This window comes from Aquirufa sp. (genome assembly GCF_044377215.1).
Lineage (GTDB): Bacteria > Bacteroidota > Bacteroidia > Cytophagales > Spirosomataceae > Aquirufa.
This window is the reverse complement of record NZ_JBILJM010000026.1, coordinates 16,404-33,112: the sequence shown is the minus strand read 5'-3', so window position 1 is coordinate 33,112 and position 16,709 is coordinate 16,404. Positions and strand designations below refer to the sequence as shown.

Annotated in this window: 9 protein-coding genes and 1 rRNA gene; 7 read left to right on the top strand and 3 right to left on the bottom strand. The window is 42.8% G+C overall.

Annotated elements, in window-relative coordinates:
- Positions 1 to 172 (bottom strand): 16S ribosomal RNA (locus ACIQ6T_RS08565); the annotation flags it as partial.
- Positions 173 to 756: 584 nt separating this feature from the next.
- Between ACIQ6T_RS08565 and ACIQ6T_RS08560 the strand changes: the two genes are divergently transcribed.
- Together ACIQ6T_RS08560 and ACIQ6T_RS08555 are read left to right on the top strand one after the other, a co-directional pair.
- Positions 757 to 975 carry a helix-turn-helix transcriptional regulator gene (locus ACIQ6T_RS08560; RefSeq protein WP_395785482.1) on the top strand — a complete coding sequence of 73 codons (219 nt, stop codon included), beginning with the start codon at positions 757 to 759 and terminating at the stop codon, positions 973 to 975.
- Between the two features lie 302 nt (positions 976 to 1,277).
- Positions 1,278 to 1,421 carry a hypothetical protein gene (locus ACIQ6T_RS08555; RefSeq protein ID WP_395785481.1) on the top strand — a complete coding sequence of 48 codons (144 nt, stop codon included), beginning with the start codon at positions 1,278 to 1,280 and terminating at the stop codon, positions 1,419 to 1,421.
- A gap of 114 nt (positions 1,422 to 1,535) precedes the next feature.
- Here the strand turns inward: ACIQ6T_RS08555 and pruA are convergent, their stop codons facing one another.
- Entirely contained in the window at positions 1,536 to 3,161 is a 1,626-nt protein-coding gene (pruA, locus tag ACIQ6T_RS08550) for an L-glutamate gamma-semialdehyde dehydrogenase (protein ID WP_395785480.1), read from the bottom strand.
- Between the two features lie 46 nt (positions 3,162 to 3,207).
- Positions 3,208 to 3,885: a helix-hairpin-helix domain-containing protein gene (locus tag ACIQ6T_RS08545; protein ID WP_395785479.1), complete on the bottom strand. Its 678-nt coding sequence runs from the start codon at positions 3,883 to 3,885 to the stop codon at positions 3,208 to 3,210.
- 540 nt (positions 3,886 to 4,425) lie between these two features.
- On the opposite strand from ACIQ6T_RS08545, the gene rpoB reads away from it, so the two are divergent.
- The 5 genes from rpoB (at position 4,426) to ACIQ6T_RS08520 (ending at position 16,624) form a co-directional block, all read left to right on the top strand.
- Positions 4,426 to 8,301 (top strand): DNA-directed RNA polymerase subunit beta, encoded by a 3,876-nt coding sequence (gene rpoB / locus ACIQ6T_RS08540; protein ID WP_395785478.1) that lies wholly within the window; start codon positions 4,426 to 4,428, stop codon positions 8,299 to 8,301.
- Positions 8,302 to 8,366: 65 nt separating this feature from the next.
- Positions 8,367 to 12,689 carry a DNA-directed RNA polymerase subunit beta' gene (gene rpoC, locus ACIQ6T_RS08535; protein ID WP_395785477.1) on the top strand — a complete coding sequence of 1,441 codons (4,323 nt, stop codon included), beginning with the start codon at positions 8,367 to 8,369 and terminating at the stop codon, positions 12,687 to 12,689.
- A gap of 278 nt (positions 12,690 to 12,967) precedes the next feature.
- The gene (locus ACIQ6T_RS08530; RefSeq protein ID WP_395785476.1) at positions 12,968 to 14,113 is read left to right on the top strand and encodes an HlyD family secretion protein; all 1,146 of its coding nucleotides are present in this window, start codon (positions 12,968 to 12,970) and stop codon (positions 14,111 to 14,113) included.
- Position 14,114: 1 nt separating this feature from the next.
- A complete protein-coding gene (locus ACIQ6T_RS08525) occupies positions 14,115 to 16,280 on the top strand; it encodes a peptidase domain-containing ABC transporter (protein WP_395785475.1) in 2,166 nt (721 codons plus the stop codon).
- A 23-nt stretch (positions 16,281 to 16,303) separates the two neighbouring features.
- Positions 16,304 to 16,624 (top strand): DUF3467 domain-containing protein, encoded by a 321-nt coding sequence (locus tag ACIQ6T_RS08520; protein WP_395785474.1) that lies wholly within the window; start codon positions 16,304 to 16,306, stop codon positions 16,622 to 16,624.
- Positions 16,625 to 16,709 lie beyond the last annotated feature (85 nt).

The window sequence follows — 16,709 nt, the reverse complement described above, 5'->3', positions numbered from 1 at the left end:
TACTGTCTTATGCGGTATTAATCTCCCTTTCGAAAGGCTATCCCCCAATGTAAGGTAGGTTGCATACGTGTTACGCACCCGTGCGCCACTATGTCCGAAGACACCGTTCGACTTGCATGTATTAGGCCTGCCGCTAGCGTTCATCCTGAGCCAGGATCAAACTCTCCATTGTAAATAATCTTTGGATGTTTGACTGCTCTTATTTTAATATAAGAAAATTGTCTACATCCTTGTCTTGAATGCTACTTATTCTGATTAGCTCATTTAAAGAACTAACCTCGTCTTTATTTCTACCAACACGTCAAAGAACTCTTTTAACTTCTTGAATAATCACTAAGTCTAAACCCAGCAATCATACCGCCAGTCAATGCGCTAGAATCGTTTTCCTAGCAATTGGGAGTGCAAAGATGTAGGAATAATTTATAAATACCAACTCACTACACGAATAAATTTGTACCCAAATACCTAATTCGCTGAGAATCAAGAGAGATTAATCAAATCCCAACTACATATTTTCCAAAAAATCCAACACATCAGAAAATATCAAGCCCACAAATGATGCATTTTGACTTTATCAATTAACTGATAAAATGAGAGAGGAGCCTTGTTTTCATTTATTATATACCTAGTTTACACAAGATGAAATCAAACACACTGAATTACCTGATACCCACCCAACAGATTCCACTGCCCACATGGGACAAAACCACTTAAACCACAAAACTAATTATAGACTACCCCCTACCCCAAAATCATATGATACATCACAGGCTCGAAATTCATGACTTAACCTTTAGAGAAATTCATATTATCCGATTTATCCAAGATGGATTCAGCTCAAAGGAAATAGCAGTCCAACTAGCGATTTCCGAAAATGCCATTAAGCGTCACCGACAAAACATAAGTAAGAAAGCAGGAACAAACGGGAAAATGGATTTCCGAAAATTCATTATGAACTTCCCTGCTATATTATAGCGCAAATACGAAGATTAACTAAAAAGGTCGCCAGCGCGGTAGTTGGAATTAATGCTGGCTTTTGATGTAAAGTAGGATGGAAACTTGCTCTCCTATTTTAATTACCCTTTTCTAATTCAACAACCAAAACTCAACTAATCATGCCAAAAAACAACTTTTCTTGCGACAGATGTTTAGCCAAAATCTCCTACAAAGAGCTTTTAAATTTTAACATAAACAGCACCACCATTTGCAAATCTTGCCATACTACGCTTTACCCCGTAAAAACCATACCCCTCAATTGGGCATTTTTTATTGGTTTTGTGTCAACAGTAGTACCAGCTGAAATAATCTTTAATACCACGAATAGTCTTACTTCTGCATTCACCGCTGCTTTAGCAGGAGGTATTTTAGCCATTCTGGGAATAGCTATCTACACCTACCTATCAACGGAATTCAGGAGTTAGGCCAATAAAAATAAGGCCTAATAACTAAGAAATTCTTTACTGTTTGCAACGCTGATTTCCCTGCTTGGATTTGGGAAATGCCCTATTGATAAAAAATACTTTCTTATTATAAATTTATCCCAAAAATGGATACCTGAAATCAACCGGCGACACAAATACCTCCTTCACCGTACGCGGCGAAACCCAACGCAACAAATTCAAATACGATCCCGCCTTATCATTCGTCCCCGAAGCACGCGCACCACCAAATGGCTGCTGGCCAACCACCGCCCCCGTACACTTATCATTTAAATATAAATTGCCCGCCGCATTTACTAATGCTGCCTTCGCCTCCTCCAATGCATAGGTATCTTGGGCAAAAATGGCCCCTGTCAACGCATAAGCAGATGTCTCATCAACCAATGTCAACGTTTGCTTCCACTCCGTATCCGGATAAACATAAATCGTCAATACAGGTCCAAAAATCTCCTCAACCATCGTTTTCGATTTCGGATTCTTAGTCAATAAAACCGTTGGCTCCACAAAATATCCCTTCGAATCATCGCAATTTCCTCCCGCCACAACCGTCACATCCACATCCTTTTTAGCATCCGCAATAAATCCAGCAATCTTACCAAACGCCTTCGCATCAATCACCGCATTCACAAAATTTCCAAAATCCTCCGTGCCGCCCATCCGAATAGCCGCTAAATCTTCCTTTAAATAAGCCTCTACCTTTGGCCATAATGTAGACGGGACATACGCACGAGATGCAGCCGAACATTTTTGACCCTGATATTCAAAGGCTCCCCGAATTAATCCAACAGCTAATGCTTTCGCATCTGCAGAAGGGTGAGCAACCACAAAATCCTTTCCACCAGTCTCCCCCACAATCCGAGGATAAGATTTATAATTCGAAATGTTATTCCCTATATTTTTCCAAATCGTTTGAAATACAGCCGTGGATCCTGTAAAGTGAACCCCCGCAAAATCACGGTGCGAAAACACCACATCCCCCGCCTCAGGTCCATCAGCAAATACCAAATTGATCACCCCAGCCGGCAAACCTGCCTCCTCTAAAATCTCCATTAATAAGCCCGCCGAATACACTTGCGTGGGCGACGGCTTCCAAACCACCGTATTCCCCATCAATGCTGGTGCCGCTGGTAAATTACCTGCAATCGCTGTAAAATTGAACGGCGTCAACGCGTAAACAAAACCTTCCAAAGCCCGATATTCCACCCGATTCCAAACACCCGGCGATGATACTGGCTGATCCGCATAGATCTGCGATGCATAATGAACATTGAAACGTAAAAAATCTACCCACTCACAAGCTGCATCAATCTCTGCTTGAAAAGCGTTTTTGGATTGCCCCAACATCGTCCGCGCATTTAATTGCATCCGATATTTCGTTGCCGACAATTCTGCAGCCTTTAAAAAAATTGCTGCCCGGCGCTCCCAAGGGGTACTCGACCATGCTTTATGTGCAGATAAGGCTGAATCGATCGCCGAAGCAACTTCCGATTTACCCCCTTCATAATAATATCCTAACACGTGTTGGTGATCATGCGGACATGTCATCGGCATTTTTTTAGCGCCTTTCACCGATTTACCTCCGATACGCATCGAAATATCTACCTGCTTAGCGCGTAAATCTGCGATCGTTTGTTGCAATTTTGTCCGCTCTGCAGACCCCGAGGCATACCCTAAAATGGGTTCATTAATCGGTGTAGGTACTTTAAAAAAGCCTGTTGACATATATAGTATGAATTGAAGTGTTTGTTGGCGCAAATTTAACGATTTTTTATGGGTCAAAAGCAAGGTAAGGACGCAAGCGCTCCCAAATACGCATGTCTAACAACTTAATTTGGCTTAATTCATCAAAATCCCGAACCGCCCCGTGCTGTTTTCGATAATTCAAAAACAGCTTGGCTTGCGCATAAGGTAAGTAAGGATGCCGAAATTCCTGCCAAAGCAAGCGATTCACCTGTAATTTTCGATAGACTCCCGCGCCCAAATGAAACCGCTTCCGATAGCGCTCTACCCAGACTGTATCCATTCCGTACACTTCTTTTAATTGGCTTACCTGATAAAATCCACCCAACTGCTCTTTAAATTTCAAAATACGTTTGGCGAAACCTGGTCCAATGCCAGGTAAGGCTACCCAAGCTAAGGAGTCCGCCGCGTTCATGTCGATCGTCCAAACATCCTGTTTTCGCGGAGACCATGATGCCTTAAAATAATAAGGCTTTGGATATTTTTTTGCCAAACGGATTTTCTGAGTAACCTCCATACGGCTGTACTTCACCTCTAATTGAATCGGGTCCAAAAAACCAATAACTTTTTGGCGAGCGCGAAAACGTAGAATCGCATCAAGCCCCATCCCAAAAACGATTAACGCAACCAATACCATCGCACCCCTCAGTTCATTGCGTGTCATTCCAAGGGTAAAGCGGAGGTAGTATTTTAGGCGAGGGAGCATAGGAGGCAGTGGTCAGTGGGCAGTAGGCAGTGGTCAGTAATCAGTGGGCAGTAGTCAGTAATTAGTAATCAGTAATCAGTCCGGAGGGAGATAGTCCGAAGTTAAATTCAATTGCTAAACGAATCCTAGATAAAATCATTGTATCAGTTAATTGATAAAGAAGTAAGAGGTAAGAGGTGAGATGTAAGAGTTAAGAACTGAATACAGACCAATGCCCACTAGCGACTAGTGACTAGCAACTGGCCACTGATTACTGACTACTGATTACTGACTACTGCCCACTGACCACTGCAAAAAAAACTTCCCTCTCCTATTTGTACTTTAAAAAACTTTCCCTACTTTTGCAGGCTATTTTAGGATTAAAGCCTTCGGGTAAATCCGCAAATGTTTTTCTGAAACACAAATCTCTTATCGTAGGGGAGGCGCAAAGGGAAAATCATTTTATCATCTACGAGGCATTCAGCTTTTAATTTTCGTCGAAAACGGCGAGAAATTGTGCCTAAGGGCCATTTTTCATTTTAATTTAAAACGTATAAAGCCTTGAGTAACATCACTGCCACAGGAAGACACAGCTTTGCGAAAACGCAGTCTGTGATCAATTATCCAGATTTTCTGGATATCCAAGTCCAATCCTTCCAGGATTTTTTCCAGCTAGAGACAGCTGCGGAAAACCGTACGGACGAAGGTTTATTTAAAGTATTTGCTGAAAATTTTCCAATTGCGGATTCGCGGGAAAATTTCGTTTTGTCGTTTGTCGACTACTCAGTAGATCCACCGAAGTATTCGGTAGATGAGTGTATCGATCGCGGTTTGACGTATTCAGTACCTTTAAAAGCGAAATTGCGTTTGATCTGTAATGACACAGACAACGAGGATTTCCAAACCATCGAACAAGAGGTTTTCTTAGGAAACATCCCTTACATGACCGAGCGTGGATCATTCGTGATCAACGGTGCCGAGCGTGTAATCGTTTCTCAGCTACACCGTTCACCAGGTGTCTTCTTCGCGCAATCGAAGCACACAAACGGAACGAAATTGTATTCTGCTCGTATCATTCCATTCAAGGGATCTTGGATTGAATTTGCTACGGACGTTAACAATGTGATGTATGCGTACATCGACCGTAAGAAAAAATTCCCAGTAACAGTATTGCTTCGTGCAATCGGTTACGGAAATGACAAGGATATCTTGGATTTATTTGGCTTAGCTGAAGAAATCAAAGTAGATAAAAAAGCTGTGAAAGGCATCGTAGGTCGTCGTTTGGCGGCACGTGTTTTGAAAACATGGCAAGAAGACTTCGTAGATGAAGATACAGGTGAGGTAGTTTCTATCGACCGTAACGAGATCTTAATCGAGCGTGATACCGTTATCACAGAAAACGAAGTTGAGACAATCTTAGAATCAGGTTCGGCAACAGTTATCTTGCACAAAGATGACGTGAACGTTTCTGACTTCAATATCATTTACAATACCTTGCAAAAAGATACATCGAACTCAGAGAAAGAGGCCGTTGAAGTTATCTACAAGCAATTACGTAATACAGACGCACCAGATGAGCAAACTGCTCGTGACATCATCCAAAACTTGTTCTTCTCGGACAAGCGTTACGATTTGGGTGAAGTAGGTCGTTACCGTATCAATAAAAAATTAGGTCATGATATCCCAATGGATGTCAAAGTATTGACTAAAGAAGATATCATTTCTATCGTGAAGTACTTGATCGGTTTGATCAACTCACGTGCGGTAGTCGATGATATTGACCACTTATCTAACCGTCGTGTTCGTACGGTAGGTGAGCAATTATATGCTCAGTTCGGTGTAGGTCTTGCACGTATGGCGCGTACGATCAAAGAACGTATGAATGTTCGTGACAACGAAGATTTCAAACCGGTTGACTTGATCAATGCCCGTACATTATCGTCGGTGATTAACTCATTCTTTGGAACGAACCAACTATCTCAATTCATGGATCAAACGAATCCATTGGCTGAGATAACGCACAAGCGCCGTATGTCGGCACTAGGGCCAGGTGGTCTTTCACGTGAAAGAGCTGGTTTCGAGGTTCGTGACGTTCACTATACGCACTACGGTCGTTTGTGTACGATTGAAACTCCAGAGGGACCAAACATTGGTTTGATTTCATCTCTTTGTGTTCACGCGAAAGTGAACTCGATGGGATTCATTGAAACACCTTATCGTTTGATTGATGGAGGTAAAGTAGATACGTCAAGCAATGTTCAATATTTGACAGCTGAAGAAGAAGATGGCAAAAACATCGTTCAGGCGAATGCAACCATCGATATTAAAACAGGTAAATTCTTAACGGATCGCGTTAAGGCTCGTTTTGAAGGTGACTTCCCATTGGTTAACCCAGCGGATGCACAATACATGGACGTAGCTCCTAACCAAATCGTTTCGGTTGCCGCTTCATTGATTCCATTCTTGGAGCATGATGATGCGAACCGTGCTTTGATGGGATCCAACATGCAACGTCAAGCGGTACCGCTTTTACGTCCAGAAGCTCCTATTGTAGGAACTGGTCTTGAGCACCGTGTAGCGATTGACTCACGTACGTTAGTTGTTGCTGAAGGTGATGGTGTGATTGAATATGTAGACGCATTGAAAATTGTTGTCAACTACGATCAAACTGAATCAGAGGCGTTGATTAGCTTCGACGGATCAATGAAGACATATGAATTGATCAAATTCCGCAGAACGAACCAAGATACAACGATCAACTTAAAGCCGATCGTTTTCAAAGGGGAGAAAATAAAGAAGGGTCAAGCGCTTTGCCAAGGTTATGCAACTGAGGCGGGAGAATTAGCGTTGGGTCGTAACATGAAAGTGGCGTTCATGCCATGGCAAGGTTATAACTTTGAGGATGCGATCGTAATCTCAGAAAGAGTTGTTCGTGACGATATCTTTACTTCGATCCACATTGAAGAATTCGAATTAGAAGTTCGTGATACCAAACGTGGTGAAGAGGAATTGACATCTGAAATTCCAAACGTTTCCGAAGAAACAGTTCGTAACCTAGACGAGAACGGTGTTGTTCGCGTAGGTGCTGAAGTGAAAGAAGGAGATATCTTGATTGGTAAGATTACACCTAAAGGTGAGTCGGATCCAACGCCAGAAGAAAAATTATTACGTGCCATCTTTGGTGACAAAGCGGGTGATGTAAAAGATGCTTCGAAGAAAGCGCCACCATCATTAAAAGGTGTGGTTATCGATACGAAATTGTTCGCACGTCCTAAGAAGGATAAGGAAGAGCGTGACAAATCGAAAGCAGAATTGAAGAAGTTAATGAAAGAATACAGTAAGGACCTTTTGGAGATTCGTCGCCAAATGATCGAGAAGACTGTAGCTATATTAGCTGGTAAAACTTGCGCGGGCATCAAGCACAAATTCGGCACGGTAATCGTGGAGAAGGGTGTTAAATTCTCAGCGAAGAACATCGAAGAATTATTATTCCCAGATAAAAACATGTATCGTGATGAGTCTACGTACGCGGTTCAAGAAGAAGCCAACTTGCTTTCTGACTTGATCGTAGAAGAGGCAACTTCAGATGCAACATTGAACAAATTGTTCATGAACTTAATTAAGAACTTCAACGTGAAGCGTAATGAAATCGCAGGTCGATTTAAGCGTGAGCGTTTCGTTCTTGAAGTAGGTGATGAATTACCTGCAGGAATCGTGAAGTTGGCGAAAGTCTACATCGCGAAGAAACGTAAGTTGAAAGTAGGTGATAAGATGGCGGGTCGTCACGGTAACAAGGGTGTTGTAGCTCGTATCGTACGTGAGGAAGATATGCCATTCTTAGAAGATGGAACACCGGTAGATATCGTATTGAATCCACTTGGAGTACCATCTCGTATGAACTTAGGTCAAATCTACGAGACTGTATTAGGTTGGGCTGGTCAAAAATTAGGTAAGCGTTATGCAACCCCAATTTTCGACGGTGGAACTGAGGCAGAAGTAGCAGCTGAATTAACGTTAGCTGGATTACCTGACTGGGGTCGTACCTACTTATATAATGGTTTAACGGGAGATATGTTTGATCAACCGGTAACTGTGGGTATCATTTACATGTTGAAACTTGGTCACTTGGTAGATGATAAAATGCACGCACGTTCAATTGGACCATATTCATTGATTACACAACAACCATTGGGTGGTAAAGCTCAATTTGGTGGTCAGCGTTTCGGTGAGATGGAGGTTTGGGCACTTGAGGCCTTCGGAGCAGCGAATATCTTGCAAGAGATCTTAACTGTGAAGTCGGATGACGTGATCGGCCGTGCCAAAGCGTACGAAGCAATTGTGAAAGGCGAGAATATGCCTAAGCCAAACATTCCAGAATCATTCAACGTATTGATTCACGAATTGAGAGGTTTAGCTCTTGAAATCACACTTGAGTAATCATTTATCGGGCCGCTAACCCCGGCCCTTAAAAAGAAATCATTTTCCAATTAAATACATCGAAAATGTCATTTAAAAAGACGAGAAAACTGAACAGCGATTTCCAAAAAGTGACCATCTCATTGGCATCACCGGAGTCGATTCTTGAAAGTTCAAACGGTGAGGTAACTCAACCGGAGACTATTAATTACCGTACCTACAAACCCGAAATGGGCGGTTTGTTCTGCGAGCGTATTTTCGGTCCAACTAAGGACTGGGAGTGTCATTGCGGAAAATATAAGCGTATTCGTTACAAAGGAATCATCTGCGACCGTTGCGGTGTAGAGGTGACTGAGAAAAAAGTACGTCGTGAGCGTATGGGCCACATCGAATTAGTGGTTCCAGTTGCACACATCTGGTACTTCCGTAGCTTACCGAACAAAATCGGTTACATGCTTGGATTATCTACTAAGAAATTAGATCAAATTATCTACTACGAGCGGTATTGTGTCGTTCAAGCAGGTATGTACGCGGAAGAAGGAAAGATTGGTAGCCAATACCTTGACTTCTTAACGGAAGACGAGTACTTAGATATCTTGGATAAATTACCACGCGAGAACCAACACCTTCCTGATGAAGATCCACAGAAATTCATCGCGAAAATGGGTGCTGACGCGTTAAATATGTTATTAACGCGCATCGACTTGAACAGCTTATCAGCTGATCTTCGTCATGCAGCGGATACGGAATCTTCTCAACAACGTAAGGCTGAGGCTTTGAAGCGTTTGAAAGTTGTTGAAGCTTTCCGTGAGTCAATCGGCCGTATCGATAACCGTCCTGAGTGGATGATCATCAAAATGGTTCCTGTAATTCCACCAGAATTGCGTCCATTGGTGCCATTAGATGGTGGTCGTTTTGCAACGTCTGACTTGAACGATTTATACCGTCGTGTGATTATCCGTAACAACCGTTTGAAGCGTTTGATCGAGATCAAAGCGCCAGAGGTAATCTTACGTAACGAAAAACGTATGTTGCAAGAGGCTGTTGACAGTTTATTTGACAACTCACGTAAAGTAAATGCGGTTCGTTCAGAAGGTAACCGTGCCTTGAAGTCTCTTTCAGATATGTTGAAAGGTAAGCAAGGTCGTTTCCGTCAAAACTTATTAGGTAAGCGTGTCGATTATTCAGGTCGTTCGGTTATCGTCGTAGGTCCAGAATTGAAAATGCACGAATGTGGTCTTCCTAAGGATATGGCGGCTGAATTATTCAAGCCGTTTGTTATCCGTAAGTTGATCGAGCGTGGAATCGTTAAGACAGTTAAGTCGGCGAAGAAAATTGTTGACCGTAAGGATCCAGTGGTTTGGGATATTTTGGAAAACGTCATGAAAGGACACCCAGTTCTTTTAAACCGTGCTCCTACGTTACACCGTTTGGGTATTCAAGCGTTCCAACCGAAATTAATTGAAGGAAAAGCGATCCAATTGCACCCATTGACTTGTACGGCATTTAACGCCGATTTTGATGGTGACCAGATGGCGGTTCACGTTCCATTGGGACATGAAGCGATTTTGGAAGCCTCGTTATTAATGCTTGCATCGCATAATATCTTGAACCCAGCGAATGGTGCCCCTATTACGGTACCATCTCAGGACATGGTGTTAGGTTTATATTATGTAACTAAAGGACGTAAGTCGACACCAGACCACAAAGTGGCAGGTGAAGCATCCCGTTTCTACGGATTTGAGGAGGTTGTTATCGCCTTGAACGAGAAGAAATTGTCGAAGCACGCGAACATCGTTGTGAAAGCTACGGTACGTAAGGATGATGGTACATTGGTAGAAGAAATGGTGGAAACTGTTGCTGGCCGTGTATTATTCAACTTGTGTGTACCCGAGGCAGTAGGTTACATCAATGAGTTATTAACAAAGAAGAAGTTGCAACAAATCATCTCACAAGTTCACAAAATTTGTGGTATGGCACGTACAGCTCAATTCTTGGATGATATCAAAGAATTAGGTTTCCAACAAGCCTTCCACGGTGGTTTATCGATGGGTATTGGCGATGTTCAAATTCCTGCTGAGAAAGCTTCATTAGTGAAGAAAGCACAGGAAGATGTTCAAGCGGTTTGGGACAACTACTTAATGGGTTTAATCACAGATAACGAGCGCTACAACGCAGTTATTGACATCTGGACAAAAGTTAACTCGAAAATTACCGAGACTTTGATGAAGCAGATGGAAGAGGATAACCAAGGATTTAACGCCATCTACATGATGATGCACTCGGGAGCCCGTGGTTCTCGTGAGCAGATTCGCCAACTAGGTGGTATGCGTGGTTTGATGGCGAAGCCTCAGAAGAACTTACAAGGTTCAGTAGGTGAAATCATCGAAAACCCAATCCTTTCTAACTTTAAAGAAGGTCTTGACGTATTGGAGTACTTTATCTCGACACACGGTGCGCGTAAAGGTTTGGCAGATACTGCCTTGAAAACAGCCGATGCGGGTTACTTAACACGTCGTTTACATGACGTTGCTCAAGATGTTATCGTGAATGAAGAAGATTGCGGTACCCTTCGTGGTATTGAAGTATTCCCATTGAAAGATAATGACGAGATCATCGAGCCATTATCTGAGCGTATCTTAGGTCGGGTTTCTGTACATGATGTAATTGATCCAGTTTCTGGCGAGTTAATCGTTGAGTCTGGTGAGGAAATTACAGAAATTGCAGCTCAAAAAATCGATGAAACTGCTATCGATTCGGTAGAAATTCGTTCGGTATTAACATGCGAAACGCGTAGTGGTGTTTGTGCGAAATGTTACGGACGTAACCTTTCTACAGCACGCATGGTGAACATCGGTGAGGCAGTAGGTGTAATTGCATCGCAGTCTATTGGTGAGCCAGGAACGCAGTTGACATTACGTACTTTCCACGTGGGTGGTACAGCCCAAAACGTTTCCTTAGATGCGAGCGTTAAAGCGAAGTTTGATGGCGTTGTGAACTTTGAAGAAGTTCGTACCGTAAACTCAACGGATGCTGACGGTAACTTGACGGAAATCGTCATGGGTCGTTCAGGTGAAGTTCAGATTATCAACCCGGCTAATAAGCAGGTGTTGATCTCGAATAACGTCCCTTACGGTTCATTCTTACGTGTTAAAGAAGGTCAAGCAATCAAAAAAGGAGATGAAATTTGCGTTTGGGATCCATACAATGCGGTTATCCTTTCTGAAGCTGAAGGTAAAATTGAATTCGAGGCAATCGAAGAAAACAATACCTACAAAGAAGAGGCGGATGAGCAAACAGGTATGCGCGAGAAGGTGATTATCGAGTCGAAAGACAAGACGAAAAACCCATCGGTTCTTATTACAGCAAAAGGCAAGGAGAATTTGGTATACAACGTTCCAGTAGGAGCTCGTTTAACTATCAGCGACGGGGAGAAAATCAAAGCGGGTCAAATTATCGCTAAGATTCCACGTGCAGCAGGTAAAACGCGTGACATTACCGGAGGTCTACCACGTGTAACGGAATTATTCGAAGCACGTAACCCTTCCAACCCAGCAGTCGTTTCTGAAATTGACGGAGTAATTTCATACGGTATCATCAAACGTGGTAACCGTGAGATTATCGTAACGCCAAAAGAAGGAACAGAACGCCGTTACTTAGTGCCATTGACTCGTTTTATCTTGGTACAAAATAATGACTTCGTACGTGCTGGAATGCCATTATCTGATGGTGCGATTACGCCATCTGATATCTTGAAAATTAAAGGGCCAACTGCGGTTCAAGAATACTTAGTTAATGAGATCCAAGATGTATACCGCCTTCAAGGGGTAAAAATCAACGATAAGCACATTGAGTGTATTGTACGCCAAATGATGCAAAAAGTTGAAATCCTTGAGCCAGGTGATACGCAATTCTTGCAAAATCAAAACGTAGATCGTTTTGTTTTCCGTCAAGAAAATGACTTGATCCTAGACAAGAAAGTAATCTTAGACGCAGGTGATTCTGAGAAATATAAAGCAGGTATGATCCTTACCGCACGCGCTTTACGTGATGAGAACTCATCATTGAAACGCCGTGACTTGAAATTGATGAAAGTACGTGATGCACAAGCAGCCGTTTCTTCATCTAACTTACAAGGAATCACACAGGCTTCGTTAGCTACAGATTCATTTATCTCGGCTGCATCCTTCCAAGAAACAACGAAAGTTCTTTCTGAGGCTTCAATCCGTGCCAAAGTAGATACCCTAGACGGCTTGAAAGAGAACGTAATTGTAGGGCATTTAATTCCTGCAGGAACGGGTGTTCGTCGCTACCTTGATATTTTAGTTACTTCAGCTGAAGAAGTAAAGCAACTAGAAAAAGCAACAGCGACAGAAGTAGAAGAGGTGAAAGAAAGCGTAGCGAATTAGACGCTAGGCTTTAGACGCTAGACGTTGGTCCTATTGAAATTAGCCCTGAGCATTCATTGTTCAGGGCTTTTTTATGGGGCCTGGGGCTCATTTTACTAAGTCCATACATTTTGCCAAGTAGTTGGAATTTGTGCCTCCAAAGGCCCTAAAAGGCCTATTTTTCAGGCTATACCCCTTATTTTTATCCGAGTTGCCATTTGACTCATTTCGTATTCTCCCGCTTATGTCGCAATTTCAAGGAAACAATCTAAGCGATTGTCTACCTAACCCACTAAGCAATGAATTCAGTAGAAGCAAACGTCACCTATACGGTTGAAAATCTATGGGCCAAAACCCATGTAAATACGCGCTCCATCTACATCGTATTAGTCATACTGATAATCAGTTTTCTCTTCGCACTCCCCTATATTTTTGTTGACATCAGCTCCCAAAGTCGTGGAATTGTGCGGAGCTCGTTTGAAAATGTTCCGATTACCAATATGGTCGCGAGCAAAATCCTTTCGGTACATTTTAAGGCAAACCAACAAGTCGCCAAGGGCGATACCTTGTTCATTTTGGATCCTGGCATTCTGAACACAGAGATGCAGTTGACGACAGGGAAACTCCTCCAAAATCAACACGAGTTAGCGGATCTGAGTCGCGCGTTGCGTGGTTCGGATTTGTCCTTTGGGCAGCTAGCTATGCAGGCCGACTACGCCCAATACCAAGCGCAATTAAAAGAACTAGGTGGGAAGGTACATCAGGCGGAAACTACGTTGAAACGCAATCAAGTATTATTCGATGCGCGGGTGATTCCCCCGCTCGAATATGAACAACATGTACATGCTTTGGATGACCTTACGAATCAACTTAACATGGCCACTAAGAAGCAACAAAGTCATTGGGAACGTCAGCGAACTGAGCTAAAAACAAGCCGTCAAACCCAAACAGCCAATTTGAAAAAGCTGAGGCTTGAACAGAAACAGTATGTCATTATAGCACCGATTTCAGGGACAATTGTCAACTACAAAGGGTATGCCGCAGGAACCTTTATAAATAATACACATGTAATTGCTGAAATTTCACCTGATCAAAAATTGGTCGTCGAGTGTTTAGTTGCCACACAAGATATTGGATTAGTCCATGCAACACAACGGGTCAGATTTCAAATGGATGCCTACAACTATAATTATTGGGGATTAGTAGAAGGAGAGGTCGTTGACATCGACCAACACGTCAGCCAGCAAAATGATCAACTTTTCGTCAAAGTACGTTGTCGGCTCAATCGCATGCACCTCAAACTCAAGAATGGCTATCAAGCGGGCATTCGAAAAGGGATGACGCTATCTGCACATTTCATCGTGACACGCAGAAGCTTGTATCAATTATTGTTTGATCACATAGATGCTTGGTTGAATCCGATCACAAACGGACAAAAATCATAACATGGCCTCTATTCGGGTAAAACAGCACGATATCAAGGATTGTGGTGCTGCCTGTTTGGCATCGATTGGAAATTATTATAAAATTCAAATTCCGATTGCACGAATTCGTCAATTGGCAAGTACAGATTTGCGAGGAACAACAATTTTAGGCCTACGCCAAGCGGCCGAAAAAATGGGGTTTAAGTCAAAGGGCATCCGCGGTAAATGGGAGGTCATGACTGAAATGCCTTTACCTGCCATAGCGCATCTCCACCTAAAAAATGGCTTGCAGCATTACGTGGTAATCTACCGCGTAAATTCGCGCCACGTAAAAGTTATGGATCCAATCACCGGCGAGATGGAAAAGTATACACAGGACCGTTGGATGGATATTTGGACCGGAGTAGTTTTGTTGGCCATTCCAGGGGACGCATTTAAGCCTTTCTCGGCTGGAACTACGCCCCTTTTCCGCCTATGGAAATTAATGGAGCCCCATCGGACAATCTGGATACAAGCGATACTTGGTGCCCTTTTATATACATTGCTCGGCTTAGGGATGTCCATTTACATCCAAAAAATCACTGATTACGTCCTCGTTGACGGCAACCGCAACCTACTTAATTTATTGAGTGTCGGGATGTTAGGCATCGTTATCCTTCAAGTTTTTATCGGCGCAAACAAGTCCTTAATGGTTATGAAAACGGGTATGCAAATGGATGCGCGATTGCTTTTAGGATACTACCAAAATGTCTTGCATTTACCACAGGCGTTTTTTGATACGATGCGCGTAGGAGAGATAACGTCCCGACTGAATGATGCGATTAAAATTCGCCATTTTATCAATGACGTTGCCATGGATTTATTGGTGAATTGCTTTGTCCTGGTATTTACGTTGGCCTTAATGTTTCGAACCTATGGCCCATTAGCGATGCTTCTGGTATGGGCCATCCCGGCATATGGACTGGTATACTGGTTGGCAAACTGGCAAAACAAACGCATGGAGCGTCGGCTCATGGAAGATGCAGCCCAAGTTGAAATTCACGTGGTGGAATCTTTGCAGCATAATCGGTCGATAAAAGAATTTGGCATTGCCTCCTTTATTCAACAAAAAGCGGAGAATAGATTTGTTAAACTTTTGCTAACAGCTTACCAGGGAGGTAAAAACGCACTGTTTACGGCCAACAGTACCCTCTTGATTTCCCAGGTAGTTACGATTGCCGTCTTGTGGCAAGGGGCGGGATATGTGCTAGATCGCTCCATAACGCCGGGGGAATTATTCTCATTTTATGCGTTAGTGGGTTTTGTTACGAATCCGATACTTGCGTTAATGGGGGCGAACAAAGCGGTCCAACACGCGATTATTGCCTCCGAGCGATTATTTGATATCATGGATTTGGAGGTGGAGAAAAGTGATGGGCTTATAACGCTTGAGACAGACGACATCGGAGATATTCAATTAATAAATGTTGGATTTATGTACGGAACGCGCACACACGTTTTAGAATCATGTTCATTGCGTTTTAAACATAAACAGTGGACTGCTATCGTAGGGGAAAGCGGATGTGGAAAAAGCACCTTGTTTGCGCTGATCCATAAACTATATCCCATTTCAAATGGCCAAATCCGAATTGGGGCACATGATATTCAATTGGTCCATCCTCAAAGTTTACGGAAAATAATACGGCTCGTGCCTCAACAAGTAGAGTTATTTGCAGGAAATGTCATTGAAAATATTGCGTTGGGAGAAGAGTATCCGGATATAAAACATGTGGTACAGTTATGCCAACAAGTTGGCATTGCTCCATTCATAGAGCGACTCCCAAGTACGTACCTTAGTTTGTTAGGCGAAAATGGAGCCATGCTTTCAGGTGGTCAAAAACAACGCATTGCAATTGCGCGCGCGTTGTACCATGATCCTGCAATTCTATTATTGGATGAGGCCACCTCGGCGCTCGATGCGTATGCGGAGGCAGAAATGCACCTATTGTTTAGGAAATTTATGGCAGGTGGGAAAACGATTGTTTCGATTGCGCATCGTTTAACAAGTGTAGTAGATGCGCATCAGATTATTTTTCTCCATGAGGGAAATGTGTCTGAAGCAGGAACGCATGAGGCACTGATTGCAAAACGAGGAGACTATTGGCGACTTTGGCAAAAACAACATGGGATTCTCCAAGTAGATTCGTAATTTGAGAACTTATTCGAGAAATTATGGAAAACCAATCAGAAGAAAACCAGCTTAACATTGAATTACCGGAAGAATTAGCAGAAGGCGCCTATGTGAATTTAGCCTTGATCGCCCACTCGCCATCCGAATTTGTGATGGATTTTATCCGCATTTTACCGGGATTACCCAAAGGAAAAGTAAAGTCTCGTGTGGTAATGACACCTGACCATGCCTACCGACTGATGCTTGCATTGCAAGAAAATATGCAAAAATATGAGGAAAGTTTTGGCCCCATTAATAAAGATGGAAGTGAGGGTGGATTCGATTTTCCCATGAATTACAATGGCCCGATAGGCGAAGCGTAAACGTTTTAGATAATTTTATTACCCAAAAGCCCGATTTTTCCTGACCTTTTTCGGGTAAAAAAAGCACCTTTATTGCTTTTAAATC

Excerpts from the sequence above, each read along its gene's own strand:
- rpoC (WP_395785477.1), top strand. The coding sequence starts at position 8,367 with ATGTCATTTAAAAAGACGAGAAAACTGAACAGCGATTTCCAAAAAGTG.
- ACIQ6T_RS08520 (WP_395785474.1), top strand. The coding sequence starts at position 16,304 with ATGGAAAACCAATCAGAAGAAAACCAGCTTAACATTGAATTACCGGAA.
- ACIQ6T_RS08525 (WP_395785475.1), top strand. The coding sequence starts at position 14,115 with ATGGCCTCTATTCGGGTAAAACAGCACGATATCAAGGATTGTGGTGCT.
- pruA (WP_395785480.1), bottom strand. The coding sequence starts at position 3,161 with ATGTCAACAGGCTTTTTTAAAGTACCTACACCGATTAATGAACCCATT.
- ACIQ6T_RS08530 (WP_395785476.1), top strand. The coding sequence starts at position 12,968 with ATGAATTCAGTAGAAGCAAACGTCACCTATACGGTTGAAAATCTATGG.
- ACIQ6T_RS08560 (WP_395785482.1), top strand. The coding sequence starts at position 757 with ATGATACATCACAGGCTCGAAATTCATGACTTAACCTTTAGAGAAATT.
- ACIQ6T_RS08545 (WP_395785479.1), bottom strand. The coding sequence starts at position 3,885 with ATGCTCCCTCGCCTAAAATACTACCTCCGCTTTACCCTTGGAATGACA.